This window comes from Streptococcus sp. KHUD_018, assembly GCF_054861215.1.
Window position 1 is genome coordinate 2,010,309 of sequence record NZ_CM142176.1, and the last position, 26,262, is coordinate 2,036,570.

Consider the following 26,262-nt stretch of genomic DNA (forward strand, 5'->3'; position numbering starts at 1 on the left):
AATGTGAAATTTAGCATAATTTTTTCAAAAGATATTATATTCTTTTTAGTAGAAGTTTATACATTTATTTCCTATAATTCCTTTCGCCATCGTATAATAACATAAAATACTACTAAAACCTTGTTTTGTCCGAATTTTTAATCATTTTTTACTATTGACACGCCCTTAAGAATATGATATAACGAACATGTAAGCGGTACCAAAAAGTGCCACCGTTAAAAATTTTTAAGGAGGAAAACACATGTCTTCACATCCAATTCAGGTATTCTCAGAAATTGGGAAACTGAAAAAAGTTATGTTGCACCGTCCAGGCAAAGAGTTGGAAAACTTGTTGCCGGACTATCTCGAAAGGCTTCTTTTTGATGACATTCCATTCTTGGAAGATGCTCAAAAAGAACATGACGCATTTGCTCAAGCTCTTCGTGATGAAGGAATTGAGGTCCTTTACCTAGAGCAATTGGCTGCTGAATCATTGACTTCCCCAGAAATCCGCGATCAATTTATCGAGGAATATTTAGACGAAGCCAACATCCGTGGTCGTCAAACCAAGGCGGCTATTCGTGAATTGCTTCACGGTATCAAGGACAACCAAGAATTGGTTGAAAAAACTATGGCAGGGGTTCAAAAAGTTGAATTGCCAGAAATTCCTGAAGAAGCAAAAGGCTTAACTGACTTGGTTGAGTCAGACTATCCATTTGCTATCGACCCAATGCCAAACCTCTACTTCACTCGCGACCCATTTGCAACTATTGGTAATGCCGTATCGCTTAACCACATGTATGCAGATACTCGTAACCGTGAAACTCTTTATGGTAAATACATTTTCAAACACCATCCAATCTATGGCGGAAAAGTAGAATTGGTCTACAACCGTGAAGAAGATACTCGTATTGAAGGTGGAGATGAGCTCGTTCTTTCTAAAGACGTTCTCGCAGTAGGTATCTCTCAACGTACAGATGCAGCTTCGATTGAAAAACTCTTGGTGAACATCTTCAAGAAAAAGGTTGGCTTCAAGAAAGTATTGGCATTTGAATTTGCTAACAACCGTAAATTCATGCACTTGGATACTGTCTTCACCATGGTTGACTATGACAAGTTCACAATTCACCCAGAAATCGAAGGCGATCTTCGTGTCTACTCTGTCACTTATGAAAATGAAAAACTCAAGATTGTTGAAGAAAAAGGTGACTTAGCTGAACTTCTTGCGAAGAACCTCGGCGTAGAAAAAGTTCATTTGATCCGTTGCGGTGGTGGCAATATCGTAGCAGCTGCGCGTGAACAATGGAATGATGGCTCCAACACTTTGACCATCGCACCTGGTGTAGTAGTCGTTTATGCCCGCAATACCATTACCAATAAGATCCTAGAAGAATACGGGCTTCGCTTGATTAAGATTCGCGGAAGCGAATTGGTTCGGGGCCGTGGTGGACCTCGTTGTATGTCTATGCCATTTGAACGTGAAGAAGTATAATCGCTATTCAGTATTTGTTAATAAAAAATGTAAAAAAATAGAAAGAGGAAATAATAGAATGACACATTCAGTATTCCAAGGACGCAGCTTCTTAGCAGAAAAAGACTTTACTCGCGCAGAGTTAGAATACCTTATCGGTCTTTCAGCTCACTTGAAGGATTTGAAAAAACGCAATATCCAACACCACTACCTTGCTGGTAAAAATATCGCCCTCCTGTTTGAAAAAACTTCTACTCGTACACGTGCAGCCTTTACAACTGCAGCTATTGACCTTGGTGCTCATCCAGAATACCTCGGAGCAAATGACATTCAGTTAGGTAAAAAAGAATCTACTGAAGATACTGCAAAAGTTTTGGGTCGTATGTTTGACGGGATTGAATTCCGTGGTTTCAGCCAACGCATGGTTGAAGAATTGGCAGAATTCTCAGGTGTCCCAGTATGGAACGGTCTAACTGACGAATGGCACCCAACTCAAATGCTGGCTGACTACTTGACTGTTCAAGAAAACTTTGGCCGTTTGGAAGGCTTGACATTAGTTTACTGTGGTGATGGACGTAACAACGTTGCCAATAGCTTGCTGGTAACAGGTGCTATCCTTGGTGTTAACGTTCACATCTTCTCACCAAAAGAACTCTTCCCAGAAAAAGAAATCGTTGAATTGGCTGAAGGGTTTGCTAAAGAAAGCGGCGCACACATCCTCATCACCGAAGATGCAGACGAAGCTGTCAAAGGTGCAGACGTACTTTACACAGATGTTTGGGTATCTATGGGGGAAGAAGACAAATTCGCAGAACGCGTTGCACTTTTGAAACCTTACCAAGTCAATATGGACTTAGTGAAAAAAGCAGGCAACGAAAACTTAATCTTCTTGCACTGTTTACCAGCATTCCACGACACTCACACTGTCTATGGTAAAGATGTTGCTGAAAAATTTGGCGTAGAAGAAATGGAAGTAACAGACGAAGTCTTCCGCAGCAAGTATGCTCGTCACTTTGACCAAGCAGAAAACCGTATGCACACTATCAAAGCTGTTATGGCTGCTACTCTTGGAAATCTCTACATTCCTAAAGTATAAAACTTACTCGTATACACAACACAGGGGTTGAGACGAAAGCTATGATAGCTTATCAGTTCTAGCGAAAGAAAGCAAGGATCCTCTTTGACAAATTTGCCACCTTACTCTTGTCATCTTCCTGCTTCCTAGTCTCATTCTGATAAACGTCGGCTATGCGTTCAACCCCTTTTACTAGTAGTAATGACTAATTTGTCTTTTGAAAAGACGCTACCTCCACTTCATATTTTATCATCATACCTGCCTGTAGCTCTTGGAGTTCTGTCAGGTTTACCATATTAAAGAAAGGAGAGCTCATGTCTCATAGAAAAATCGTCGTTGCTTTAGGCGGAAATGCCATCCTCTCCACTGACCCATCTGCCCAAGCTCAACAAGCTGCTCTGGTAGAAACAGCTCGTCATCTGGTCAAGTTGATTCAAAACGGAGATGAACTGATCATCACTCACGGAAATGGTCCTCAGGTGGGTAATCTCTTGCTTCAACACTTGATGGCAGATTCGGAAAAAAATCCTGCCTTCCCCCTTGATTCTTTGGTTGCCATGACCGAGGGTAGTATCGGTTTTTGGCTACAATGTGCTCTTGATAACGCATTGCTCGATGTAGGACTTGATAAAAATGTCGCTTCTGTTGTTACCCAAGTTGTAGTAGACAAAGCGGACCCTGCCTTTATCAATCCTACCAAACCAATCGGTCCATTCTACTCAGAAGAGGATGCCAAAGCTGAGAGCGAAAAAACAGGAGCAACCTTCAAAGAAGATGCCGGTCGTGGCTGGCGTAAAGTGGTGGCTTCACCAAAACCAATCGACATCAAAGAAATCAACAGCATCCGCACCTTGCTCGATAATGGTCAAGTTGTCATCGCAGCAGGTGGAGGAGGTATCCCTGTTGTCAAAAATGAAAACGGTTACTTAAGTGGAGTCGAAGCCGTTATTGATAAAGACTTTGCGTCTCAACGACTAGCAGAACTCGTCGAAGCTGATCTCTTCATCGTCCTCACTGGCGTAGACTATGTCTATGTAAACTACAATAAACCAGACCAGGAAAAACTGGAACACGTTACCGTTAGCCAACTAAAAGAATACATCAAACAAGGACAATTCGCGCCGGGTAGCATGCTACCAAAAGTCGAAGCTGCTATTGATTTTGTAACCAATCGCCCAGAAGGCAAGGCTGTTATCACCTCCCTCAGCAATCTAGGCGCCTTGATCGAGTCCGAAAGCGGAACAATTATTGTTAAAGACTAGCCATTTTAACCCAAGTACAAGCTCTAACTAGGAGTACTCAGGTAGACCAACATCATTCGTTTTTATACTTTGTGGCATAGTTTAGGAGGAAAAACAAATGAGTGAAAAAACAAAAAAAAGGTTCCAAATGCCCTCATCTTACACTGTTTTGATCATTATTATTGCCATCATGGCAATCTTAACTTGGATCATTCCAGCAGGTAAGTATGACACGAACGAAGCAGGTGACCTCATTGCAGGTACCTATCAAACTGTTGAATCTAATCCCCAAGGAATTTACGATATCCTAATGGCTCCGATTCGGGCAATGCTCGGTCACGAACCAACTAAAGCCGCTATTGACGTAGCCTTCTTCATCCTCATGGTTGGAGGATTTCTAGGTGTCGTCAATGCGACAGGCACATTAGATGTTGGTATTGCCTCTATTGTTAAGAAATACAAAGGACGCGAAAAAATGCTGATCCTCATCCTCATGCCCCTCTTTGCACTTGGAGGAACAACTTATGGTATGGGTGAAGAAACCATGGCATTTTATCCACTCCTTGTTCCTGTTATGATGGCTGTTGGTTTTGATAGCATTACTGCCGTTGCCATCATTCTACTAGGTTCTCAAGTTGGCTGTCTTGCCTCTACTCTCAATCCCTTTGCTACTGTTATCGCTTCTGATACCGCAGGTGTGTCATCTATGGACGGAGTTATCCTTCGTATCATCTTCTGGTTTGTTATGACAGGTATTAGTACTTACTTTGTCTACCGCTATGCAGAAAAGATTCAAAAGGATCCCACAAAATCACTTGTCTACTCTCAACGTGAAGAAGACCTTAAACACTTCAATGTCACTGATAACGAAAATGCTCCATCTGTCTTGAACAAGAAACAAAAACATGTTCTTGCCTTGTTCATCTTGACTTTCATCATCATGATTGCCAGCTTTATCCCTTGGGTAGACTTGCACATCACTCTATTTGAAGACTTCAAGAATTGGTTGATTGGTCTCCCTGTTATTGGTGGAGCTATCGGTTCATCTGCTCTACCATTCGGTAGCTGGTACTTCCCAGAAGGTGCGATGCTCTTTGCTGTGATGGGTATTCTTATTGGTGTTGTTTACGGTCTCAAGGAAAGCAAGATTATCTCTACCTTTATGGCTGGTGCAGCAGATCTTCTCACCGTAGCCTTGATTTGTGCAGTAGCTCGTGGTATCCAAGTTATCATGAACGACGGTATGATTACTGCAACTATTCTACACTGGGGTGAAGTCGGACTTCAAGGTCTCTCTTCTCAGGTCTTCATCGTTTTGACCTACCTCTTCTACCTTCCTATGTCATTCCTTATCCCATCTTCATCTGGACTTGCTAGTGCTACAATGGGAATCATGGCACCACTTGGTGAGTTCGTTAATGTAAAACCTAGTCTCATCATCACTGCCTATCAATCTGCATCTGGTGTACTCAACCTTGTCGCTCCAACTTCTGGTATCGTTATGGGGGCTCTCGCGCTCGGCCGTATCAGTCTAGGAACTTGGTGGAAATTTGTTACTAAACTCATTGTCGTTATTGTCATTGTGAGCATACTCCTTCTTATCCTAGGCACCTTCCTACCATTCCTTTAGAACAAAGTGTGAGGTAAAACGGATGAATTCATATATCACCGACTCCATTAAACAGAGCTTTTTACAGAGTTTAAAGACTCTTATCTCCTACCCATCTGTTCTCAAAGAAGGAGAAAATGGCACACCTTTTGGACAAGCTATTCAAGACGTTCTAGAAAAGACGCTGGAAATCTGCCGTGAACTTGGTTTTAAAACTTATATTGATCCCAAGGGTTATTATGGTTATGCAGAGGTTGGTGAGGGAGAACTCCTTGCCATCCTCTGCCACTTGGATGTTGTGCCTGCAGGAGAGTTGTCAGATTGGCAATCTCCTCCATTTGAAGCAACTATCAGAGAAGGCAAACTCTATGGACGAGGGGCACAAGACGACAAAGGTCCTTCACTCGCAGCTCTCTACGCAGTGAAAAGCTTGCTTGACCAAGGCATCCAATTTAAGAAGCGCGTGCGTTTTATCTTTGGTACGGATGAAGAAACTCTTTGGAGATGTATGGCACGCTACAACGCCCTCGAAGAACAAGCCAGCATGGGATTTGCACCGGATTCGTCATTTCCTTTGACATACGCTGAAAAGGGGCTCCTTCAAGTCAAGCTTCATGGCCCCGGCTCTGATTATCTCAAGCTCGATATCGGAGGTGCCTTTAATGTCGTACCAGACAAGGCAAGTTACCAAGGTCCTCTTTATGAAGCGGTTTGTAGAGGTTTGAAGGAAGTAAATTTTGATCACCAAACCACAGACCAAACCGTGACCGTACTCGGGGTACCTAAGCACGCCAAAGATGCTAGTCAAGGTGTCAATGCAGTCATTCGACTTGCTAGTGTGCTCGCACCTCTCCAACCCCACCCTGCCCTCCATTTTCTAGCCGACAAAGCAGGGCAAGATGGTAGAGGGCTTGGAATCTTTGGAGAAGTTGCTGATGAACCGTCTGGTTCCCTTTCCTTTAATGTTGCAGGGTTGACCATCAATCCCGATCGCTCCGAAATTCGGATCGACATACGTATACCTGTGCTAGCAGATAAGGAGAAACTGGTAGCACAGCTCACTCAGTGCGCCAAAGACTACCAACTTGACTACCAAGAATTTGACTATCTAGCACCCCTCTATGTCGCAAGAGATAGCCAACTCGTTACTACTCTTATGCAAGTTTACCAAGAAAAAACTGGAGATGAGACTCCTCCTCTCTCGTCAGGTGGTGCTACCTTTGCTCGCACCATGCCAAACTGTGTAGCCTTTGGCGCTCTTTTCCCAGGAGCACAACAAACTGAACATCAGGCAAATGAAGCAGCTGTCCTAGACGATCTTTATCGCGCTATGGACATCTACGCAGAGGCGGTTTACCGTCTCGCAACCTAACTGGATAATCGTTTCTACCAAAAAATCCCGCAGATTTGCGGGATTTTCTCTTGCATCAATGCGCCAACATTTCTTGGGCGATTTCTTGTCCAGATAGCTTATCTGGGTAGTAAGTTGGCCAGTTATCCATCTCTTCAAAGAGAGCTTCTTGGCTAGTACCTCCAAAGAAGATATGGAAATGTTCTGCTTTAACTGGGGCGATATTGTGGTCACTAAACTGAACATACTTGAACTGTCCAGCGTCCGCATCTGTTGCTTCAAAGAGGAAACGCACGCCACGATTGCCTTTCTTATAAGTCAAGATTTTCTTGCCGACATACTTGTAGGTGAATTTCTTGCTTTGTCCACCTTGAACAAACTCCATAGTGTTGTCCGTGATGTTGATTTTGGTCACATCTGTCTGATAGCCTTTTCTATAGTAGGCCTTGTACTCATCCTTGGTCATCTTACCAGTCAACTTAGCCTTGTAGTCAAAGACTTGATCAAACGTACCATTTTCAAGGAAAGGATAGACCGACTGCCAGTTACCAGTATAGTCACTCAAGGTGCGGTCCTTGACATCTGCATCCTCAAAGTAACCATTGTGAACTGTCTTGGTATTTTCTTCCTTCTCTGGCTCGATTTCTGGTCCTTCTTGGTCTGTTGTTTGTTTCAAAGCCTTGAGGTTTTTCTCCATCACGGAGATATAGTCCTCACCAGCCTTGGTTGCTTCTTCTGTTAGACTCTCTAGCGGATTGAGCACGTCTAGTTTGACGCCCGTTTCTTTTGAAAGTGTATTAGCTAGGGCTTGTGAGGCATTTTCTTCAAAGTAGATATAAGAAATCTTGTTTTTCTTGATATACTCTGTCAATTCAGCCAGACGAGCAGCTGACGGTTCTGCATCTGGAGAGAGACCTGAGATGGCGACTTGTTTAAGTCCATAGTCCAAGGCAAGGTAGTTAAAGGCAGCGTGCTGGGTCACAAAGCTCTTTTGTTTGGCTTGAGACAAACCATCTGTATAGGCCTTATCCAAGGCTTGCAATTTTTCAATATAGGCAGCAGCATTCTTCTCAAAAGTCTCTTTTTTATCAGGATAGTCTGCTGACAAACTGTCACGGATATGCTCTACCAGTTTGATGGCGCGTGCTGGAGAAAGCCAAACGTGGGGATCGTAGTCGTGATGGTGACCTTCACCACCATGATCATGCCCTTCCTCTTCTTCCTCACCACCTGGCAAGAGGAGCATATCACCTGTCGCCTTGATGGTTTTCACTTTTTTCTTATCCAAGGATTCTAGCAATTTTGGAACCCAAGTTTCCATATTTTCATTTTCATAGACAAAGGTATCCGCGTCTTGGATTTTGGCAACTGCCTTGGCAGACGGTTCGTATTCGTGAGGTTCTGTACCAGCACCGATTAGAAGTTCTACATTAGCAGTATCTCCTGCGACTTGCTTGGTAAATTCGTAGACAGGGTAAAAGGTTGTTACGATATTTAGCTTCCCATCTGCCTGTTTTTGATTGGAACAAGCCACTAAAAACAGGGCACATAGACTAGCTAGTAGTAAGCTAATTTTTTTCATTTCATTCTCCTATTTGATAAAACGTTTCAGTAGGCTGACTAACAAAAAGACAGCTACAAAGATAATGGTGATACTAGCGCTGGCAGGGGTTTCTGCATAGTAGGAAATGTAAAGTCCTGCTACCATTCCCAAAAATCCAATAGCACTGGCAAGCAACATAACGGATTTAAAGTTTTTCCCCAGACGAAGGGCAATACTAGCTGGCAAGACCATAATGGTCGACACCAATAGGGCTCCTGCTGCTGGAATCATGAGAGCAATCGCCACCCCTGTCACCATGTTAAAGAGGATAGACATAGTACGAACGGGCAAACCATCCACAAAAGCCGTGTCTTCATCAAAAGTCAGGATATACATTGGTCGCAAGAACAAGAAAGTCAAGAGTAAAACGACCGCAGCAATGGCAAAGAGGAAAATTACCTGCTCCTGGCTAATGGTCACAATCGAACCAAAGAGATATTGGTCCAAACTCATGGAACTCGAACTTTTACCCTTACTCATGACGATAAGTGACACTGCAAGCCCTGTAGACATGAGGATGGCTGTCCCGATTTCCATAAAGTTCTTGTAAACCGTACGGAGATACTCCAGAAAGACCGCAGCAATCAAGACAATAGCAATGGTTGAAATAGTTGGAGAAATCCCCAAAACCAGACCAAAGGCTACACCTGATAGAGAAACGTGACTGAGGGTATCACTCATGAGACTCTGACGACGTAAGATAAGGAAGGTCCCAAGAACTGGAGAAAAGAGACTCATGGCAATGACCGCCAAGAAGGCACGCTGCATGAAGTCATAAGATAACAAACTAAGCATGTTCCACCTCCTGGTCGCTTTCGTGAACGTTGAAACAACGCCATGGCGAGTCTTGGTTACGCACTAGATGGATATTGCGGTCTGCATAGGCCTTGACCTCCTCAGGATCATGCGTAATCATCAAAACAGCCTTACCATGATGGTGGGCACTGTGGTGCATGAGTTCATAAAATTCATTTTTGCTCCCCGCATCCATCCCTGTCGTCGGCTCATCCAAGACAAAGATATCTGGGTCAGAAGCAAACATCCGAGCAATCACCGCTCGTTGCTTTTGCCCCCCCGATAGGGAGCCAATTCGTTTGTCACGATGTTCCCACATACCAACTGAGTCTAGACTGGCCTTGATATGTTCCTCATCATGAGCATTCAAGCGACGGAACCAACCCTTTCGAGGATAGCGACCCGACTTGACAAATTCATAAACTGTACTTGGAAAACCAGCATTAAAACTAGCTATCTGCTGGGGAAGATAAGCTATTCTAAGCTTTTTCCCATGAGTATTTTTCTTTGAGATGGTTACCTTGCCAAGCCTCGGCTGCAAAATGCCTAGGCTCGCCTTGATAAGCGTCGTCTTGGCAGCTCCATTTTCACCAGTAAGGGTGACAAACTCCCCACTATCAACGCTGTAGTTGATATGCTCGAGGACAGGTTCCTTGTCATAATAGAAAGACAAGTCCTCTACTGTAATATACCGCATTATTTGATTTCTCCTACTAAAGCAGTTAAAAACCGCTGGATGACTTCTTGTTCATTTGGAGTAAACTGATTCGCTACTTGTTCATAGGCTGAGAGCGTATGCTCATGATGGTGGTGGTGTTCCTCTGCCACCGGTCGAGCTAGTTCTGTCAGTTGATAAAAGATCACACGCGCATCCTTGGGATCTCTGGATGTCTCTAACATTCCTTCTTTGACCAAAGACTTGATAGCCTTGGTCACTGCTGCCTGACTGACATTGAGACGACGGGCCAGCTCCGAGTTGGTTAGGGATTCTTCCGACAAGAGCATGAGGATGTGTTCCTGAGTATTGGTCAAGGCTACATCACTTGTGCAATGCCCAATCAGAATTTCATGCTGGTTCTCAGATCTCAAGATCACCTCGTTTAAAAAGTTATCGATTTCCTGTGCAAGCTGTCTCATGTGTTACTCCTTCCCTAGCTATCTTTTTCATAAAAAATAGAGATAGCCACCGATTCTTTACTGGTTAATTATATCATAAACCAAAAAAGAGTCAAGGGAAAAAGGCGTAAAAACGTTTCCCTAGACTCTTCTAGATGTGAAATTTAACCTATTTTTGCTTTGGTTTTCGACTCGATAAGATACCTGCCAAACCAGCTACCATTCCCATCAAGAGCAAGAAGATGGACTGTTCGCTTCCTGTGTTTGGGAGGGCTTTTTCTGAGACAACTGCTTTCTTGCTAAATTGACCTGCCACCTCATAAGTCAGTGGCACATTTGTAGTCGCATCATTAGCAGCCGCATTCGTTTGAGGTGTTTCTACTGGCAAACTAAAGGTTGTAGAATCCACAGAAATCGTCCGTGAGTTCGGATTGATCTTTTCATACTGGGTCAAATCAGCGGTTTTCAGATACTCTTCAAAGGCCGCATCCATAGAAGGACCTTCTTCACGCGCGCCACCTAACATAGTGTAGCCATCACCACCCGCAGCTAGGAAATCATTGGTTGCAAGATAGTAGGTTTTTGCGAGGTCCAGGAGATCATAACGACCAGTTGCACGGTTTTTGACCTGGATGGCCAAGACACGTTTACCTGATGGTAGGTTGGTATCATAGTAAACCTTCACACCTGAAACTTGCAAGAAGCCACCACTTGGTTCTAGCAATGGTTGTCCGTTCTCATCCAAGACCTTCTTGCCATCCTTATCAACCTGCAAGATAGATCCGAGTGATTTTTCAAACATATCTAAGACTTGTTGCCCCGTCACTTGGATTTGTGAAATGGTATTTCCAAATGGAAGAACAGCAATGACATTTCCTTTCGTAATCGGTTTGCCTTTTGCAATGGTTTCACGCAAGCCACCACCATTTGTCACAGCGATGTCTGTCGGATGGCTAAATCCTGTTTGACCATACTGATAGAGAGAGTCTGCTACGACGTTTCCGAGGTTGGTTTCACGGACCCGAACATTTTCACGATCACCGTTGAGTTCTACAGGGCTGTTTGAGACAATCTCAACCGCATTTTCAGCATCGTATTTTTGTTTAATGTCTTTGACCAGTTTTTCAACTGTTGGATTGGCTGGTAATTTTTTAGCATCAGCAGCTGCAATCAACGTAGGATTGCCCAAAAGCTGACGTGATTTGTAGATAACTTTCCCAACATTATGAAGGTAACTTCCTGTTTGGTTATAGGTAACATTGTCGCCATAAGTTGTGGAAGCTACTGTATGAGAATGCCCATCAATAACTGTCACACGTTTGCCTTTGAGACGAGGATTTTTAGATAGAGCTTCTGCCAAGGTTGAACCACGCCACTCGACTGGAGTTGTGGTATCTACACCCAAGTGAGCGAGCACAACATAGTGTTTGTAGTCCTTACCCTCTGCACGCGCCTTGGCTTGAACTTCTTCGATGACCTTATTGACTTCAGAGATTGGATCTGTAAAAGTTACCCCTTTAATGTTTTTAGGGTGGGTTTTTGTAGCAGTTTCAGGTGTTGTCACACCGATTACAACAAATTCATCACCTTCCACAGTCTTATCTTTATCAACGATTGTAGAAGCTTCAAAAAGACGAGCTCCATTGACATAGGTATTTGAGCTAAGTAATGGGAATTTCAAGATTTCCTTGTATTTCTTAGCTTCGTCCAAACCAAAGTCAAACTCATGGTTTCCCACTGCCATGGCATCATACTGCATCTGATTGAGAATTTCGGCGCGTGCTTCACCCTTAGTAGAGTTGGAAATCGGTAAACCTTGGAAAGCGTCTCCCGCATCAACAACTAGAGTATTTTGATTTGATTTCGCACGTTCCTGCTCAATGACAGTCGCTAACTTAGCATCTCCAATTACTCCCTTTTCCTCTACAATACGACCATGGACATCATTGGTGTGTAAGATAACGGTGTCCTTTTCTTCGTTTTTAGTAGATTCAACAGGAGCTGCCGGAGCTTCTGCAGATGCAACGGTTGCTGGAGTCTCTACCTCATTTGTTGAAGTTGCTGGCGCTGCAGGGTTCGACACAGGAGCTGGAGTCGATGACGAAACTGGAGTCGCTACAACAGTTGAACTTTCTGCAGAAGTTGTTGCTTCTTCAGCGTATACTTGTCCAGCTAAGAAGGCTGGAGCTAACAGGGCTGTCGACAAGACAGGCAACAAAGAACGTTTATTCATTTTGAAATCCTTTTCTTTTCTTTTTTCCTTTATATTATACGATATTTCTATAAAAAATAAAACTTTTGACTGGTTTTTATATAAAACATTCGCTATTTAACCAAAAAACCTGAACCAAACAGTTCAAGTTTTTTTAATCAATTTATTGGAAATCTTTGATATTTCCATCATAGGTCGCCCAGTCCTTGCTAAAGAAGCGGTCATTCATCTTGTAGTCTGGGGCTGGTTTTGGATCCGTCAAGAAGGGATTCACAACCTTATCAAAAGCTAACCAGCCCAACCAACCTAAGTGGATGGTATCCTTGATAAAGTAAGGTTCTCCTCCTTTTTTAGAAAAGTCAGCAATGTTGGTAAATCCTTGACTTTCTAATTGGTAACGAATTTTCTCCACTGCGTGTTGGTACATTTCTTCACTGAGTTCTGTGTATTCCATCCATTTCTTGTTGACGGGCTGGATAACAAAGAGCACATTGACTTTTGATTTGGCAAATTGATTGAGAACCAGCTGCAAATCATTGTATTCAGACGACTTTAGGAAGTTATAATTTTTTTGATACCCTTCCCATTTTTTTAAGTCTTTTTTGACCTCATACGTGTAGAAATGATTCTCCATCCCCATATCGTTATTGGTCGTATTTGCCTCTGCATCTTTACGGGCAATTTCTTCTAAAGCGTCATAAGAAAACTGATCAGGAAGATCTTTTAAATAGTTTTCCACATGTTCTTTGTACTTGAGTTTCCCCCGAATGGAAAATTGACCAAAAAGAGAGGACTGCTTTTCATTGAATCGTGCAAAGACGTTGATGATAAGTCGATCAGCATCTGACAAGTCCTCTCCTTTTGAAAGCTTTTGAAGGATGCCTTTCAATGCCACACTCGGGTTCTGCTTCAACAAACGCGTCGCAGCATGCTTAGCCGAAATGTCCCCAGATTGATTTTCCAAAAAAGCTGTCAACTGGTCGCTATTAAAGAATCTCTGAAACGCTGCTGGCTCGTAATCCGTCTCTGTAAACCACTGAGGAGAGATGACAAACACCGCCTGCTTTTCTTCAATTTCTGGCAGAATCTGCTGCAAACCGAAATATTGGTTAAGCGAGGCCGCTCCTGCCTGACCCATAAAGTAAGGGCGATAGGGACGATTGTATTTTTCTGCTAAAACAGCTGGATGGACACTATCAAATCGAATCCATTCACTGGACCCTAGAAAAGGGACAAAACGCATATTGGGATCCGTTAGCGCCCTCACTTTTTGACTTCTCTCTTTAAAACTTTCTCTACTGATGGAAGCTGCAGAGTACTTCTCCTCCGTCAGATTATGGCTTGTTGTACTTGGATAAAAAAAGATGAGTAGAAGAACCAAAAATCCAGCGATGAAGATAGGCCCGAAGATCAGCCACAAGCGTTTAAGCATTCTTTAACTCCGCAATACCTTCTACAATTTTATTAGCTGTATTCCAGTCATCACGACCGAACTCCGTCACTGGAACACGAATGTCAAAACGGTTTTCAATCTCAACAATCAATTCAACCGTTCCCATACTATCCAAGACACCGGCATCAAAAAGATCTTCATCCATCATGTCAGAAACATCTTCCATAAACAACTCATCAATAATTTCAATAACTTCTGATTTGATATCCATTTTTATATCCTTTTATTTTTTAAACCATAAATCATTCAAAAATCCAGAAAAGATTAAGAATGAAACCATCACGACATGGAAGGTGACAACCATGCCAAGCAACTGAATCCAGCGATTCTCAGGTAAGGAACCCTTCCCAGCTTTTTTCCGTTCTTTATTGAGCGCTTTTTTCTTACGAACCCAAGCGTCATTGATGACCAGCCCAATCCCATGGAAAAGTCCATAGGCGATGTAGTACCAGGTCACACCATGCCAAAATCCCATAATCAGCATATTGAGAATATAGGCTACACTTGAGGTCACATTGCGATTTTTAAAGACCTTCTTTCTAGTCATCACCATGACCATCCGCATAAAGACAAAGTCACGGAACCAGAAAGACAGACTCATGTGCCAGCGATTCCAAAACTCCTTTAAATCCCTTGATAAAAAGGGCTTGTTAAAGTTGATGGGACTATGAATACCCATCAAATTGGAGATGGCTAAGGCAAACATAGAATAGCCTGCAAAGTCAAAAAACAATTCTAGACCAAAAGTATACATCACCGCCAGAGCATAATGATTAAAGAAACCGCCTGTCTGCAAGGCCAAATTTTTCAGCGGAGGCAATAATGTCTCTCCTAAAATGTGAGCCAAGATAAATTTGTAGAGGAAGCCAAGCATGATATATTTGACAGCCTCTTCTAGCATGTCCATCAGCTCATCCCACTCAGGAATGGTCGCATAATTTTCATTGAAGCGTTTAAAACGATCAATGGGACCACTTGAGAAAGTCGGCATAAAGAGAAGAAAACGCAAGAATTGCCAGATCGTTAAATCCTTGATGACACCGTCTCTCAACTCAACGATAACCCCAACCGCACGAAAGGTCAAGTAAGAAATCCCTAAAAAGCCAAACAAAGATTGAGGGCCATGAATAGCAGGAGATACTTTCACAAAGACGATAGGCAATAGGGATAAAAAGCTAACTAGATAAAATATCCATTTACTATCCCGCTTTTTCCTGTACCTTTTGTAGAAAGATACAAGCAGTACTTGCCAGATAACATAAAGGATAAGAGCGCTTATTTGATTCGTCTTTCCACCGACCAACATGGTGACGATAAAGAAGAGACTAACCAGCACCTCATACCAGGCAAAACGTTTCTTGAAAAAGAGCCCGATAAATATCGGTAGGGTCGCAGCAATCACATACAAAAAATAATAAAGATTGCCATAAGGTTCCAAATGAGGTAGCTGTTTGTAAAGCTCCATCATCTACTGTTTACCTCGTTGATCAAGCCCTTGATATCAATTTTACCATTAGGCGTTAGTGGCAAACTGTCTCGATAGAGAAACTTGGATGGCATCATATAAGACATCATGATATCTGCTAGGTCTTCCTTGATAGCCTTGGTAATATTGATATCACGCTCAAACTGCTCACGAACACCGTCCTTCAAAATAACGTAGGCCAGTAGATTTTGTACCTTGTGATCCTTGTTATAGCGTGGAACAGCAACAGCCGACTCGATATAGCGAGATTTGTTGAGGTTTTGAGAAACATCTTCAAGCTCAATGCGATAACCATTAAACTTAATCTGGAAATCCATGCGTCCACCATAGAGAAGCAATCCCTCATCTGTCATAATTCCTACATCCCCTGTGTGATAGGCCGGAAGACCTTCAAACTCAAAGAAAGCTTCTGCCGTTTTTTCAGGATTATTCATATAGCCTTTTGAAACAGCTGGCCCAGAAACGATGATTTCTCCCTGTTCACCATTTGGAACTTTCTTACCTTCCTCATCAATGATAAAGGTCGGAGAATCCGCCTTAGTATAGCCGATTGGCAGGCGTTTGAGAGTCGCCAACATCTCGTCTGTTACAGCAACTGCTGACAAAGCTACTGTCGCTTCCGTTGGACCGTAAGCATTGATAATACGGGCATTTGGGAATCGCTCGCGCAGTTTTTGAGCTGTTTTGACCGTCAATTCTTCACCATCAAAGTAGAAATGCGTGATTCCTGGCATTTTCTCACTATTAAAATCTTCTGACAACATGGCCATATCCGCAAAGGAAGGCGTTGAGGTCCAGATAGCGATTGGCAATGAAAAGATGGTCGCAAATAGTTGCTTAAAGTCCTGAGTAATGGCTGAAGGAAGAGCGAAAAGCGTACCACCCAGTGCCAAGGTTGGCGCCCAGTACATGACAGATAGGTCAAAAGAGTAGGGTGGTTGGGCTAGCATTTGTGGACGACTTGGCGTCGCAAACTCTTTATCTGTAATCATCCAGTTGGTAAAACTGAGGAGATTGTCATGGGAAATCTGCACTCCCTTTGGCTTACCAGTCGTACCAGAAGTAAAGATGATGTAGTAGTTATCATCTCCCTTGACTGGATGCGTAATTTCATAGCTAGAAGCTTGAGCAAAGGCTTCTTGGACTTGCTCTAAATTCAGCATCGGTGTGCTAGTTTGCTCTAATGGAAAATCCGAGATGGCAATAATCAAACTTGGCTCTGCAACTTCTACGATAGCAGAAACTCGTTCCAAGGCCGAATGGCTGTCAATTGGAATATAGGCATGCCCCGACTTAGTCAGCGCTACAAAGGTAGCCAACATCTCATACTCCTGACCACCAAAAACGACGACTGGAGATTTCTCAGGCAAGCCAAGTCGATCAATAGCTGCTGCTAAACTATCTGAATCAGCCTTCAGATCACCATAAGTGTGCTCTTGGCCTAAAACATTGTAGACAGGATATGTTGGCTGTGTTTGAGCAAAGTGCTCAATCGTTTCAATCATATCTTTTATCGGTTTATTAGACACGGTTTTTCTTCTCCTTCAAACTAGAACTCATTATAAATAAAGGTTCCTTGACTCTGACCAAGGTAACTAAAAAAATAAAGCAAACCAAGTAAGATTACAAAATATAGGACGGTCTGTCCCAAAAACATATACAATTTTCTGTGTTTTCCCATAGTTAGTGTGTTCAATTTTCTATGATTTTTCAAAAAAGCTATGCAACTATGCATTACTATCTTATCTTCCTAACATTTTACCATTTTATCAACCTTTTTTTCAACTGTTTACCATAACTTAAAAGTTCGTTTTAGCTTATTTTAAGACAAGTTAAGATATTAATAAAAATTGTTACCAACAATTCTATTTCTTCAAAATCCTAACACCTATTATCACACATTAAACGATTAAAAAATGACAGCAAACACACAGCTCCCCCTTTGGGCATTTTTATGCTAAAATAGTAGCTATGGATAAAATTATTAAAACTATATCAGAAAGCGGAGCCTTTCGTGCTTTTGTCCTTGATAGCACTGAAACCGTCCGCACTGCTCAAGAAAAACATCAAACCCAAGCCAGTTCAACCGTCGCACTTGGTCGCACCCTTATCGCTAGCCAAATTCTCGCAGCCAATGAAAAAGGAAATACCAAGCTAACAGTTAAAGTTCTTGGAACGAGCTCTCTCGGTGCCATCATCACAGTCGCAGATACCAAGGGAAACGTCAAAGGCTACGTTCAAAATCCTGGTGTTGACATCAAAAAGACTGCAACAGGTGAAGTCCTAGTCGGACCTTTTGTCGGCAATGGTCAATTTCTCGTTATCACAGACTATGGTACTGGAAATCCCTACAACTCCATGACTCCCCTCATCTCTGGGGAAATCGGTGAAGACTTGGCCTATTACCTTACTGAAAGCCAACAAACCCCTTCAGCAGTCGGCCTCAATGTCCTTTTAGATAAAGACGACAAGGTCAAAGTTGCCGGAGGTTTCCTTCTCCAAGTATTGCCAGGGGCCAAGGAAGAAGAGATTGCTCGCTTTGAGAAACGCATCCAAGAAATGCCAGCTATCTCAACCCTTCTGGAAAGCGACGACCATATCGAAGCCCTTCTCAAGGCCATCTATGGTGACGAATCTTACAAACGCCTATCTGAAGAAGAAATTCGTTTCCAATGCGACTGCAGCAAAGACCGTTTTATGAACGCTCTTGCCAGCCTTCCAAGCTCAGACCTGGAGGAAATGAAAGAGGAAGACCACGGGGCAGAAATCACTTGTCAATTCTGCCAAACAACTTATAACTTTGATGAAAACGACCTGGAGGAACTCATTCGTGACAAATCTTAATACACCTTTTATGATTGGCAATGTTGAGATTCCCAATCGTACTGTTTTAGCACCCATGGCTGGTGTCACCAACTCAGCCTTCCGTACCATCGCAAAAGAGCTCGGAGCTGGACTCGTTGTCATGGAAATGGTCTCTGACAAGGGCATCCAATACAACAATGAAAAAACCCTTCACATGCTTCATATTGACGAAGGAGAAAATCCCGTGTCAATCCAACTTTTTGGTAGCGACGAAGACAGCCTCGCACGCGCAGCAGAATTCATCCAAGAAAACACCAAGACTGATATCGTCGATATCAACATGGGCTGCCCTGTTAACAAAATCGTGAAGAACGAAGCTGGCGCGATGTGGCTCAAGGACCCAGATAAGATTTACTCTATCATCAACAAGGTTCAGTCTGTCCTTGATATTCCCCTCACAGTCAAGATGCGTACAGGATGGTCTGATCCATCCCTAGCCGTGGAGAATGCCCTAGCTGCTGAGGCTGCAGGTGTCTCTGCTCTCGCTATGCACGGCCGTACCCGCGAACAAATGTACACAGGCCACGCAGACCTTGAGACTCTTCACAAGGTCGCTCAAGCTCTGACCAAGATTCCATTTATCGCCAACGGTGACATCCGTACGGTCCAAGAAGCCAAACAGCGTATCGAAGAGGTCGGTGCTGATGCTGTCATGATTGGCCGCGCAGCCATGGGAAATCCCTACCTCTTCAACCAGATCAATCACTACTTTGAAACAGGAGAAATTCTCCCTGACTTGACTTTCGAGGACAAGATGAGAATCGCCTACGAACATTTGAAACGCTTGATTAACCTCAAAGGGGAAAACATAGCCGTTCGTGAATTCCGTGGCCTCGCTCCTCACTACCTTCGAGGAACATCTGGTGCAGCCAAACTCCGTGGAGCCATTTCCCAAGCCAGTACTCTGGCAGAGATTGAAGCCCTCTTGCAATTAGACAAAGCATAGTCTCACATCTACAACTCACAGAAACGGCAAGGATCAAAAATGAGTCTTGCCGTTTTTTATATGTTTTCATCTTGTAAATCTAATTGCTTCACTCTAGCTATGTAGTAGGACATAATCAAAAACAAATTGAGGCTGACAATCCATATAGACCATTCATGAAGAAAATGCATCAATACAGCCAAGCTGATTGCGCCCACTATGAAACTTCCCACAACAATCTCATAATTTAAGGCCTGACGACGGTATTCTTGGATATTTCCTTCTCTTCTAGCAATGCGATACAAAGCGGTCAACATCTTTCGGTAATTTCCAGACGTCATAAAAATGACATAGGGATGATCTTCAATCAAACTGCCCGTAAATGTTAGCATCATCATTCCTGTTCCAAAAGCGATGAAAGGAACTTCTAATAGAGGAAATCGTGAAAAGAAAGGTAGAATAAGAGTTCCAATAAATAAAGGGAGCAGAATCTTAACCCGCCAGTAGGCCGTTTTGCGGTATTCTTTCATGTGCAATGCAAACAGAAATCCTAGAGAAAAGAAAATAATGGAGCAGAATCGTAGCATCGTATTAATGACATTTGAGTCGTGCCAATCAGATATCAGTAGGAGAATATTCCCTGTCTGTGTCGCTACCAAACTATGGTATTGAATATGGCAAAACACATCCAAAGAACCACCTACAAATCCAAGAAATACTCCCATCAATCGTGTGTTTTGAGGTAAGATTAATTTATCCGCCATGTATTATCACTCGTTTTCCTTTGATTTTTTTATTATACCACTTTCTCTTGGAGAAACTAAGTGAAAAACAGTTGACTCACTCTTTTACAGAACGATTTCTAGTAAGAGTTAAAACACCAAATTTTATTATTGAATCAAGGCAACGCTTGAAACTTTACCATCCGCACCTGTTGTAATTTGGATGATTTTTCCTCCTCCGATTTTAGCATTATACTTGCCATCATCAAGAGTGTAAGAGTAGCCTCTAATAGAGTAGTTTTCTTTATTTCCTTCTGCAGTTTCTACTGTAAATTGGCCCCCTGATGAAACCGTAATAGTTTCGCCATTCGCTCCCTTCCAGTTACCTGCAGCTGCTGAGAAATCACCATCGACCATGGTTAAAACACCCTTGTAGCGTTTGTTGTGTTCTGCTTGCTTGTCTTGAAGTTTGCGGTCAGTTGTTGGATCATAGCCTGACTGGTTAGACTGGGCTTGAGAGCCTTGCTGAGTTGAAGGTGCCTGAGATGGAGCTTGCTGACTAGGGGCTGCTTGTTCTTGTCTTGATTCAGGCGCTGGTTTCGCTTGTGACTGATCCGCCGCTGTAGAAGACTGACCAGAAGATGCCTGGGCCTTTTCAGATGAAGCTGAGCTTGAAGATTTTTGAGTCTTGCTTTCTTTGCTAGAAGAAGCTGCTTTAGAGCTTGATGATTGACTTGTCTTTGCAGAGCTACTAGTTTGAGTGGTTTCGTTTTTATTTCCACAAGCTCCTAGTAGCAAGGTAGAAGCCAATACAGTCGCTGCCATCAATTTGATATAGGTTTTCTTTTTCATTTTTCTACTCCTTTGTAACGATTTTGTAATGTTAAGAAATCTTTTTGTAATATAATTGTAACATTAGACCTTAAATCTGTCAACTATTTAGAGAAACTATTTTAAAAATTGTCCCTTCTACTATTTCTATTCGTAATCGAAACTAAAAAATAGAAAATTTTTTAGATAAAAGTCCTATTTTTTACATCGCCTTTGTGTAATCACTTGTATCTTTTTAGATAAAGAGCTTCAATACTATTGAAATAGGATAAAAACATCTAATAATAGCAAATAAAGAGGTCGGGAACTTTGTCCCGACCTCACTTTTATTTCAATCGATAGGTTTTTCTTGGTTTCTTTTTGGGTACTCGTTTGAGTCCAACTTCTTCTACATATTCGCCGTATTTTACGAGAAAGTTATTGCTGACGATGGGCCGACCAGGATTGATGAGATTGACCAGTTCAGTCCCTTCGTAGACGGTGAACTCCTCCTCCAACAGATAAAGGAAGGTCGGGTTCCAGTCGAGACGGCCTTGGATTCGTTTGATGGATTCTTGGATAATGGCATAATGGTCAAAAGCGAAGGCTTGCTCCTCCAGCTCGACTCCCTCAAGGTAGCATTTTCCTGTCTGAAAATCGACATCTACGAAAACAACATCCTTGGCATCGTCTCCTGCTTGAACAAGTTCTAATGCACAACTAGGCAAATAAACCAAGTGGGCAATGGTCACCGTCCAGCCACGTGGATCACGACCGGGAGTTGATACGGTCATCAATTGCTCAATTTTTTCTAAAGGAAGATCGAGATTGACTTCTTCTCTCACCTCACGCTGACAGGCATGCGCAGCATCTTCTCCCTTATCCATAAACCCTCCAACTAAGGCCAAACAGTTTTGATAAGGGTGAGCCTTGCGGCGAATTAATAAGAGCTTGATCTTTCCTTCGACAAAGCAGTAGGCTACCATATCTACTGTCACACTTGGTTTTTCATATTGAGGGAGTTCCTGCTTGTAGTACCAATCCAAAAACTCCTCCTGACTGGCATGAATTTCATAATATTCTTTTTCCGTCATCCCTCCTGGAATCTTCGTGTCTGCCATCTTATGCCTCCTTTCGAACTGCCTTGGTCCATTGGTACCATCCCACTAGACTATTAAGTGTGTATACCCAGTACATACCTTGGATGTGGATATTTTCACCCCACCAGAGGTAGATACTAAAGAGATTGGTTGCAATCCAGAAAATCCATTGCTCACGATAGAGACGGGTCATCAAGAGCTGACCAACACCATTGGTCGCATCGGTAACACTATCACGGAAAGGGCGAGCACTATGGATACTTTGGTAAGCCAAGCCCATACCAATCCAGATGATGGCAGTCAAGACCAAGTACTTGAGCCAGTCAAGTACAGATAATTTCTTAGCTTCAAAGTGGGATTCTTCTGGTTTTCCTTGATCATTAATACGATTGGACAACCAAGCATAGAGACCAATCGGCTGCATAACAAAGAAGTAAACGGTCGTCAAGACTTCGCCATAAAAAGTCGCATTCATAGCTAAAATCAAATAGATGGCCGAGTTAATGGCTCCAAAGAGATAATTGCTAGCCCGTCCTTCTGCTACCAAGATAACACAGACAATCCCAGTCCAAGATGCAAACAAGCTCAGCCAGTCATGGCTTTCTGTATTTTGCGTGAATTCCAAGATCAAGGGAACACTTGACAAGGCGATGAGATACAACCACTGGAAAAGACTACGGCCGACAAAGAGATCTTTCCAGAGCAGGTGCATGATTCCTGCAAAACCAATCTTGCGGGCTTCTGCATGGACATTTTTAAAGTTCTCGATAAATTGTGTGATTTTTTTAGTTACTGTTTTCATCATTTTCTCCTAATCTGCTTGGTAAATGGCATCGATAGCTACTTTGGCTCCTTCATAATTGCCTAGATAATCCTCCGCTAGATAAACTAGTGGAATGGTGGTTAAATAGCGCTCTCTCATCTGGTCCAGATGCTGGGAAAAACTGTGACGAATATGGTCTTCCGCCATGGCCATATCTCTAAACCCGTCATTGACATAGGAGCCGACAGGTTGCACAAAGAGAATCAAGTCCCATTTTTCCTTAGCCAAGATCGAAACAAAGAGATTGTCAAAGGTTTCTCCTGATAAGTCCTCTTGAGCCTCAGCCTCCATGTAATAATCATAGTAGCCCTTGGTTACTAAGGAGTTTGTGTCAGCTATCACTAGACCTCGATTGGCATTGCTATCGATTAACTTAGAGGTCTGGTCATACTGCCCCAACAGGAGATAATAGTAATCTTTTGGAGTCAATTCATCGTCGCGGACATTGTTTTTGATCTGGTACTCACGCGCGTATTCCAAACTGACTGGTGCATCGTAATACCTTGCCAAATCCTTGGCTAGAGTGGTCTTCCCATTGCTGGCACTTCCCATAATCAACACTTTCTTAGTAAACTGACGACGGAAGGGCTGAGCAATATATTTCCAATATTTGCTTGGATTTTCTCGAATCATAGTCGCTGAGATTCCAAACTTTCTTTCTTGCAAAACGGTCTCAAAACCACGATTTGATAATTCTTGCTGGTAGTCACGTTCCCCCACAAAAAAGATCAGTTCTTGCTGGGCTTCATCGTAGGAAATCTCTGCTAACATCTGATCCAACCACTCCTGCCAGCCCATAGGGTAACGAGGAAGCTTGGTCTCATCTAACTTGCAGACAGAGGTCAACTCGTCATCACGAAAAGCCTCTCTGATATAGCGAAATCGTTTTTGAAGCGTTAAGCCTACCTGCTCACCTCGGTCTCCCTCATAGCCTGAAACGACTACCCAGACCTGGTCACACTGACGCTTCGCTCGCTGGATCAGATCGATATGCCCCTGATGTAGAGGGGCAAAGGTCCCAAACACTACTGCTGTTTTCTTTTTCATATACGCTAACCTTTTTATAAATTTCTATATTTTTGGTTTTCTATGTTTTTATTATATACTATATTTTTGTTTTGTCAATAGTTTTTTATCATTTTTTATAAAAAAGTAGCAAAAAAAGAATCAGGACTACTCCTGATTCTCCATTTTTAAGCAATATCAAATTTTAATTGACCGGCTTTGACACCAATCTTGAGGGTCTTGCCTGCTACCAGTTCTCCCTTAAGAAGGAATTCTGCCAACTTGTCTTCCACTTCTGTTTGCAGGGTTCTGCGAAGTGGACGAGCTCCCATTTCTGGATCATATCCTTGGCTTGCTAGTAACTTCAATGCTGAAGCTTGCAGTTTCAAGTCGATACCCTTCTCTGCCAGGCTAGCAATCAATGGTTTCACCATAATCTTAACAATTTCTTGCATGTGTTTGCTATCTAAGCTATGGAAGACCACCTTTTCATCAATACGGTTGATAAACTCTGGTCGATAAGCTTTTTTCAACTCTTCAAAGATTCGTTTTTCCATATTTTCCTGGTCAAAACGAATGTCTTTCGCGCCAAAGCCAACCGTCTTGTCATCACGAAGAGCCGTCGCACCAAGGTTTGACGTCATGATGATAATAGTATTTGAAAAGTCCACCTTGCGCCCCTTGCTATCTGTCAAAACACCGTCGTCCAGAACCTGCAAGAGAACATTAAAGATATCTGGGTGGGCCTTCTCTACCTCATCAAAGAGGAGAACGGAGTATGGTTTGTTGCGAACCTTCTCAGTCAACTCCCCACCTTCTTCGTAGCCCACATAACCCGGAGGAGCTCCATTGAGACGGCTAGCCGCAAATTTCTCCATATACTCACTCATATCAAAGCGGATAAGGGCTGATTCGTCATCAAAGAGAACTTCTGCCAATGCCTTTGCCAATTCGGTCTTACCGACTCCTGTCGGCCCTAGGAACATAAAGGAACCAATTGGACGCTTGTGACTGCGAATCCCTGACTGGTTGCGACGAATCGCACGGCTAATACTTGAAACAGCTTGATCTTGACCGATGACACGTTTGTGTAGTTCAGCTTCCAAGTTCAGATATTTCTTGGCATCCGTTTGCGTCAGTTTTTGGACTGGGATACCTGACAAGCGACTCAAGGTAGTCAAAATTTCAGATTCTGTTACCAAGTCTTTATAGACAGGGACTTCCTGCTCTTTTGCGATTAGCTGAGCAGCTTGTTTCCACTTGCCATCCATCAAGGCCTTGTCAGCTGGACTCAAGTCGGATTCGTCTGTTTTCACATGCTTGGATTTGTTTTGCACTGTTGCTGCTGCTTCATCTAAGAGGTCGATAGCAGAGTCTGGCAAGTGACGACTGGTCAAGTAACGATGCGCCATCTTAACAGCTGTTTCAACAGCTTCATCTGTGATTTGCACACGATGGTGTTTCTCATAGGTAGCCTTCAAACCTTGCAAAATGGTCATGCTGTCAGCTAGACTTGGCTCTTCAATCGTCACTTTTGCAAAACGACGAGAAAGAGCTGCGTCTTTTTCAATGTGTTTTTGGTATTCTTCCTGAGTGGTTGCTCCAACCGTTCTCAAAGTTCCACGCGCCAAGGCTGGCTTCAAGATATTGGCCGCATCTAGAGTCGAGTCAATACCGCTACCAGAACCCATGATGGTGTGGAGTTCATCGATAAAGAGGATTACTTTGCCATCTTCCTCGATATCCTTGATGATATTGTTCATGCGCTCTTCAAAATCTCCACGGAAACGTGTCCCCGCAACAACATTCATCAAATCAAGCTCCAAAACGCGCATTTTAGCCATTTCCGCAGGTACATCTCCACTAGCAATACGCTGGGCAAGTCCAAGAGCCAGAGCTGTTTTCCCAACACCAGCATCTCCAACCAAGACAGGATTGTTCTTGGTCTTTCGACTCAAAATCTGAATCATACGTGAGATTTCCTTGTCACGACCGATAACCGGCTCTAACTTACCAGAACGAGCTTGCTCCGTCAAATCATGCGTATAGTCCTCGAGACCGCCACTTGGATTCTGAGGCATGCCCATCATATTGGCCATGGAATTTTGTTTGTCAGTTACTGTGCGATGACGTTGACGCAAAGCCTTAAGGTCTTCACGACTCCATCCTGCACGTTCTTCTAGATTGCGACGAAGAGCAGCAATTCTAACCTGATCTTTCTGGTCTTCATAAGAGAAGCCTGCTCTCTCCAAGATGCGAGTTGCCAAAGCATTGCCGTCATGCAAAATCGCATAGAGGACATGCTCTGTCCCTAGTACCTTTGCGTGGACCACTGAGGCCACATACTCCGCTTCTGCAAAGAGAACCTCCAAACGATGGGAAAAGGGCAATTGCGTAAAGGTTTCGTCTTGGCTATAGTCCGTTTCAGTCAGTTCCAAAGCGACCTCTTCTAAACGGTCCATCTCGTATGGATAATCATTTAGAGTCGCACCTGCCACACTGTAACTGTGATTGGACATGGCAATCAATAAATGCCAAGACTCTAGATATCGAGCTCCAAAATGGCCCGCAACCATGTAGGCACTTTCGATACATTCATTCAATGCTTTTGAATAGTTCAT

At 43.0% G+C, this 26,262-nt stretch carries 23 protein-coding genes; 7 read left to right on the forward strand and 16 right to left on the reverse strand.

Annotated elements, in window-relative coordinates:
• The first annotated feature begins 241 nt into the window (after positions 1-241).
• From arcA to ACVBD2_RS10170, 5 genes are all read left to right on the forward strand, one after another.
• Complete coding sequence (arcA, locus tag ACVBD2_RS10150; RefSeq protein ID WP_268709001.1) at positions 242-1,471, forward strand: arginine deiminase; 1,230 nt, start codon at positions 242-244, stop codon at positions 1,469-1,471.
• A 58-nt stretch (positions 1,472-1,529) separates the two neighbouring features.
• On the forward strand, positions 1,530-2,546 hold the full coding sequence (argF, locus tag ACVBD2_RS10155; protein ID WP_000149839.1) for an ornithine carbamoyltransferase: 1,017 nt from the start codon (positions 1,530-1,532) through the stop codon (positions 2,544-2,546).
• A 293-nt stretch (positions 2,547-2,839) separates the two neighbouring features.
• Positions 2,840-3,787: a carbamate kinase gene (gene arcC / locus ACVBD2_RS10160; RefSeq protein WP_461685735.1), complete on the forward strand. Its 948-nt coding sequence runs from the start codon at positions 2,840-2,842 to the stop codon at positions 3,785-3,787.
• Positions 3,788-3,884: 97 nt separating this feature from the next.
• A complete protein-coding gene (locus tag ACVBD2_RS10165) occupies positions 3,885-5,396 on the forward strand; it encodes a YfcC family protein (RefSeq protein WP_125837803.1) in 1,512 nt (503 codons plus the stop codon).
• A gap of 22 nt (positions 5,397-5,418) precedes the next feature.
• Positions 5,419-6,747 carry a dipeptidase gene (locus ACVBD2_RS10170; RefSeq protein WP_125837805.1) on the forward strand — a complete coding sequence of 443 codons (1,329 nt, stop codon included), beginning with the start codon at positions 5,419-5,421 and terminating at the stop codon, positions 6,745-6,747.
• Positions 6,748-6,802: 55 nt separating this feature from the next.
• Here the strand turns inward: ACVBD2_RS10170 and adcA are convergent, their stop codons facing one another.
• The 10 genes from adcA to ACVBD2_RS10220 all read right to left on the reverse strand — a co-directional run bounded on the left by adcA (position 6,803) and on the right by ACVBD2_RS10220 (position 17,072).
• On the reverse strand, positions 6,803-8,308 hold the full coding sequence (adcA, locus tag ACVBD2_RS10175) for a zinc ABC transporter substrate-binding lipoprotein AdcA (protein ID WP_461685736.1): 1,506 nt from the start codon (positions 8,306-8,308) through the stop codon (positions 6,803-6,805).
• A gap of 9 nt (positions 8,309-8,317) precedes the next feature.
• Positions 8,318-9,124: a metal ABC transporter permease gene (locus tag ACVBD2_RS10180; RefSeq protein WP_000950023.1), complete on the reverse strand. Its 807-nt coding sequence runs from the start codon at positions 9,122-9,124 to the stop codon at positions 8,318-8,320.
• Positions 9,117-9,821, reverse strand: coding sequence for a metal ABC transporter ATP-binding protein (locus tag ACVBD2_RS10185; protein WP_461685737.1), 705 nt, complete (start codon positions 9,819-9,821; stop codon positions 9,117-9,119). The genes ACVBD2_RS10180 and ACVBD2_RS10185 overlap by 8 nt, the downstream gene beginning before the upstream one ends.
• Positions 9,821-10,261: a zinc-dependent transcriptional regulator AdcR gene (gene adcR, locus ACVBD2_RS10190; RefSeq protein WP_001249329.1), complete on the reverse strand. Its 441-nt coding sequence runs from the start codon at positions 10,259-10,261 to the stop codon at positions 9,821-9,823. Before adcR ends, ACVBD2_RS10185 begins: the two co-directional genes overlap by 1 nt.
• Before the next feature lie 148 nt (positions 10,262-10,409).
• On the reverse strand, positions 10,410-12,473 hold the full coding sequence (gene nt5e / locus ACVBD2_RS10195; RefSeq protein WP_461685738.1) for a cell surface ecto-5'-nucleotidase Nt5e: 2,064 nt from the start codon (positions 12,471-12,473) through the stop codon (positions 10,410-10,412).
• A gap of 142 nt (positions 12,474-12,615) precedes the next feature.
• Positions 12,616-13,884, reverse strand: a complete 1,269-nt coding sequence (gene dltD, locus ACVBD2_RS10200; protein ID WP_143990022.1) for a D-alanyl-lipoteichoic acid biosynthesis protein DltD — start codon at positions 13,882-13,884, stop codon at positions 12,616-12,618.
• A complete protein-coding gene (gene dltC / locus ACVBD2_RS10205) occupies positions 13,877-14,116 on the reverse strand; it encodes a D-alanine--poly(phosphoribitol) ligase subunit DltC (protein ID WP_000351970.1) in 240 nt (79 codons plus the stop codon). Before dltC ends, dltD begins: the two co-directional genes overlap by 8 nt.
• A gap of 12 nt (positions 14,117-14,128) precedes the next feature.
• Complete coding sequence (gene dltB, locus ACVBD2_RS10210; RefSeq protein ID WP_461685739.1) at positions 14,129-15,373, reverse strand: D-alanyl-lipoteichoic acid biosynthesis protein DltB; 1,245 nt, start codon at positions 15,371-15,373, stop codon at positions 14,129-14,131.
• The gene (gene dltA, locus ACVBD2_RS10215; protein WP_461685740.1) at positions 15,370-16,920 is read right to left on the reverse strand and encodes a D-alanine--poly(phosphoribitol) ligase subunit DltA; all 1,551 of its coding nucleotides are present in this window, start codon (positions 16,918-16,920) and stop codon (positions 15,370-15,372) included. The genes dltB and dltA overlap by 4 nt, the downstream gene beginning before the upstream one ends.
• Before the next feature lie 20 nt (positions 16,921-16,940).
• Entirely contained in the window at positions 16,941-17,072 is a 132-nt protein-coding gene (locus tag ACVBD2_RS10220) for a teichoic acid D-Ala incorporation-associated protein DltX (RefSeq protein WP_025168981.1), read from the reverse strand.
• Positions 17,073-17,362: 290 nt separating this feature from the next.
• Between ACVBD2_RS10220 and hslO the strand changes: the two genes are divergently transcribed.
• On the forward strand, positions 17,363-18,235 hold the full coding sequence (hslO, locus tag ACVBD2_RS10225) for an Hsp33 family molecular chaperone HslO (protein WP_125397991.1): 873 nt from the start codon (positions 17,363-17,365) through the stop codon (positions 18,233-18,235).
• Positions 18,222-19,202, forward strand: a complete 981-nt coding sequence (dusB, locus tag ACVBD2_RS10230) for a tRNA dihydrouridine synthase DusB (protein ID WP_461685741.1) — start codon at positions 18,222-18,224, stop codon at positions 19,200-19,202. The genes hslO and dusB overlap by 14 nt, the downstream gene beginning before the upstream one ends.
• A 56-nt stretch (positions 19,203-19,258) precedes the next feature.
• On the opposite strand, the gene ACVBD2_RS10235 is transcribed toward dusB, so the two are convergent.
• The 6 genes from ACVBD2_RS10235 to ACVBD2_RS10260 form a co-directional block, all read right to left on the reverse strand.
• Positions 19,259-19,945: a YoaK family protein gene (locus ACVBD2_RS10235; protein WP_461685742.1), complete on the reverse strand. Its 687-nt coding sequence runs from the start codon at positions 19,943-19,945 to the stop codon at positions 19,259-19,261.
• A gap of 126 nt (positions 19,946-20,071) precedes the next feature.
• The gene (locus ACVBD2_RS10240; RefSeq protein WP_084852839.1) at positions 20,072-20,755 is read right to left on the reverse strand and encodes a hypothetical protein; all 684 of its coding nucleotides are present in this window, start codon (positions 20,753-20,755) and stop codon (positions 20,072-20,074) included.
• Between the two features lie 305 nt (positions 20,756-21,060).
• Positions 21,061-21,834, reverse strand: coding sequence for an NUDIX domain-containing protein (locus ACVBD2_RS10245; protein WP_461685743.1), 774 nt, complete (start codon positions 21,832-21,834; stop codon positions 21,061-21,063).
• Between the two features lies 1 nt (position 21,835).
• Entirely contained in the window at positions 21,836-22,615 is a 780-nt protein-coding gene (pnuC, locus tag ACVBD2_RS10250; RefSeq protein WP_169446915.1) for a nicotinamide riboside transporter PnuC, read from the reverse strand.
• A gap of 9 nt (positions 22,616-22,624) precedes the next feature.
• Positions 22,625-23,683: an AAA family ATPase gene (locus ACVBD2_RS10255; protein WP_169446913.1), complete on the reverse strand. Its 1,059-nt coding sequence runs from the start codon at positions 23,681-23,683 to the stop codon at positions 22,625-22,627.
• A gap of 146 nt (positions 23,684-23,829) precedes the next feature.
• Positions 23,830-26,262, reverse strand: a complete 2,433-nt coding sequence (locus ACVBD2_RS10260) for an ATP-dependent Clp protease ATP-binding subunit (protein WP_461685744.1) — start codon at positions 26,260-26,262, stop codon at positions 23,830-23,832.

Excerpts from the sequence above, each read along its gene's own strand:
- ACVBD2_RS10235 (WP_461685742.1), bottom strand. The coding sequence starts at position 19,945 with ATGGCGGATAAATTAATCTTACCTCAAAACACACGATTGATGGGAGTA.
- arcC (WP_461685735.1), top strand. The coding sequence starts at position 2,840 with ATGTCTCATAGAAAAATCGTCGTTGCTTTAGGCGGAAATGCCATCCTC.
- arcA (WP_268709001.1), top strand. The coding sequence starts at position 242 with ATGTCTTCACATCCAATTCAGGTATTCTCAGAAATTGGGAAACTGAAA.
- hslO (WP_125397991.1), top strand. The coding sequence starts at position 17,363 with ATGGATAAAATTATTAAAACTATATCAGAAAGCGGAGCCTTTCGTGCT.
- ACVBD2_RS10240 (WP_084852839.1), bottom strand. The coding sequence starts at position 20,755 with ATGAAAAAGAAAACCTATATCAAATTGATGGCAGCGACTGTATTGGCT.
- ACVBD2_RS10260 (WP_461685744.1), bottom strand. The coding sequence starts at position 26,262 with ATGAACTATTCAAAAGCATTGAATGAATGTATCGAAAGTGCCTACATG.
- ACVBD2_RS10245 (WP_461685743.1), bottom strand. The coding sequence starts at position 21,834 with ATGGCAGACACGAAGATTCCAGGAGGGATGACGGAAAAAGAATATTAT.
- ACVBD2_RS10170 (WP_125837805.1), top strand. The coding sequence starts at position 5,419 with ATGAATTCATATATCACCGACTCCATTAAACAGAGCTTTTTACAGAGT.
- nt5e (WP_461685738.1), bottom strand. The coding sequence starts at position 12,473 with ATGAATAAACGTTCTTTGTTGCCTGTCTTGTCGACAGCCCTGTTAGCT.
- argF (WP_000149839.1), top strand. The coding sequence starts at position 1,530 with ATGACACATTCAGTATTCCAAGGACGCAGCTTCTTAGCAGAAAAAGAC.
- adcA (WP_461685736.1), bottom strand. The coding sequence starts at position 8,308 with ATGAAAAAAATTAGCTTACTACTAGCTAGTCTATGTGCCCTGTTTTTA.
- adcR (WP_001249329.1), bottom strand. The coding sequence starts at position 10,261 with ATGAGACAGCTTGCACAGGAAATCGATAACTTTTTAAACGAGGTGATC.
- ACVBD2_RS10255 (WP_169446913.1), bottom strand. The coding sequence starts at position 23,683 with ATGAAAAAGAAAACAGCAGTAGTGTTTGGGACCTTTGCCCCTCTACAT.
- dltC (WP_000351970.1), bottom strand. The coding sequence starts at position 14,116 with ATGGATATCAAATCAGAAGTTATTGAAATTATTGATGAGTTGTTTATG.
- dltB (WP_461685739.1), bottom strand. The coding sequence starts at position 15,373 with ATGATGGAGCTTTACAAACAGCTACCTCATTTGGAACCTTATGGCAAT.
- pnuC (WP_169446915.1), bottom strand. The coding sequence starts at position 22,615 with ATGAAAACAGTAACTAAAAAAATCACACAATTTATCGAGAACTTTAAA.
- ACVBD2_RS10185 (WP_461685737.1), bottom strand. The coding sequence starts at position 9,821 with ATGCGGTATATTACAGTAGAGGACTTGTCTTTCTATTATGACAAGGAA.
- ACVBD2_RS10180 (WP_000950023.1), bottom strand. The coding sequence starts at position 9,124 with ATGCTTAGTTTGTTATCTTATGACTTCATGCAGCGTGCCTTCTTGGCG.
- ACVBD2_RS10220 (WP_025168981.1), bottom strand. The coding sequence starts at position 17,072 with ATGGGAAAACACAGAAAATTGTATATGTTTTTGGGACAGACCGTCCTA.
- dltD (WP_143990022.1), bottom strand. The coding sequence starts at position 13,884 with ATGCTTAAACGCTTGTGGCTGATCTTCGGGCCTATCTTCATCGCTGGA.
- ACVBD2_RS10165 (WP_125837803.1), top strand. The coding sequence starts at position 3,885 with ATGAGTGAAAAAACAAAAAAAAGGTTCCAAATGCCCTCATCTTACACT.